The following is a 558-nucleotide window of genomic DNA, read 5'->3' on the forward strand; positions in this document are numbered from 1 at the left end:
CAGAAAAGCCCGGCGCATGCGGCCGGCATCGCCGAAGCCGGTTTCCTCGGCGATCCGGTCGAACGGCGCATGGCCTGCTTCGACGGCAGCGCGGGCCGCATCGAGACGCAGCCGTTCCACGGCCTTGGCCGGCGTCGTGCCGGTTTCGGCGGCAAAGACCCGGGCGAAGTGACGGGGGCTCATGGCGGCGCGGTCGGCCAGGCTCTCGACGGTCAGCGGCTCGGCCAGGCGCCCGCGGATCCAGTCGACCAAGTCGACGAAGCGCCCGGTGCGTCCCCCCAGTTCGACCAAGGCCGAGAACTGCGACTGGCCGCCGGGCCGGCGTTGGTGAACCACGAGCTGCTGCGCGGTGTGGCGGGCGACATCGCTGCCGAGATCGTCCTCGATCAGCGCCAGCGCCAGGTCGATCCCGGCCGTGACGCCGGCGGAGGTCCAGATCGCGCCGTCCCGAATGAAGAGACGGTCGGTGTCCAACCTGACATTGGGATAGCGACGGGCGAAGTCGCCCGAGCTGGCCCAGTGCGTGGTGGCGCACCGCCCCTCCAGCAGCCCCGCCTC

1 protein-coding gene is annotated in these 558 nt (G+C 71.7%); it reads right to left on the bottom strand.

The window, feature by feature from the left end; genetic code table 11:
* Positions 1-558: GlxA family transcriptional regulator (locus DNK49_RS23265; RefSeq protein WP_120719299.1), on the bottom strand; the 558-nt coding region annotated here is incomplete at both ends.

This window comes from Parazoarcus communis SWub3 = DSM 12120, assembly GCF_003226565.1.
Taxonomy (GTDB): Bacteria; Pseudomonadota; Gammaproteobacteria; order Burkholderiales; family Rhodocyclaceae; genus Parazoarcus; species Parazoarcus communis.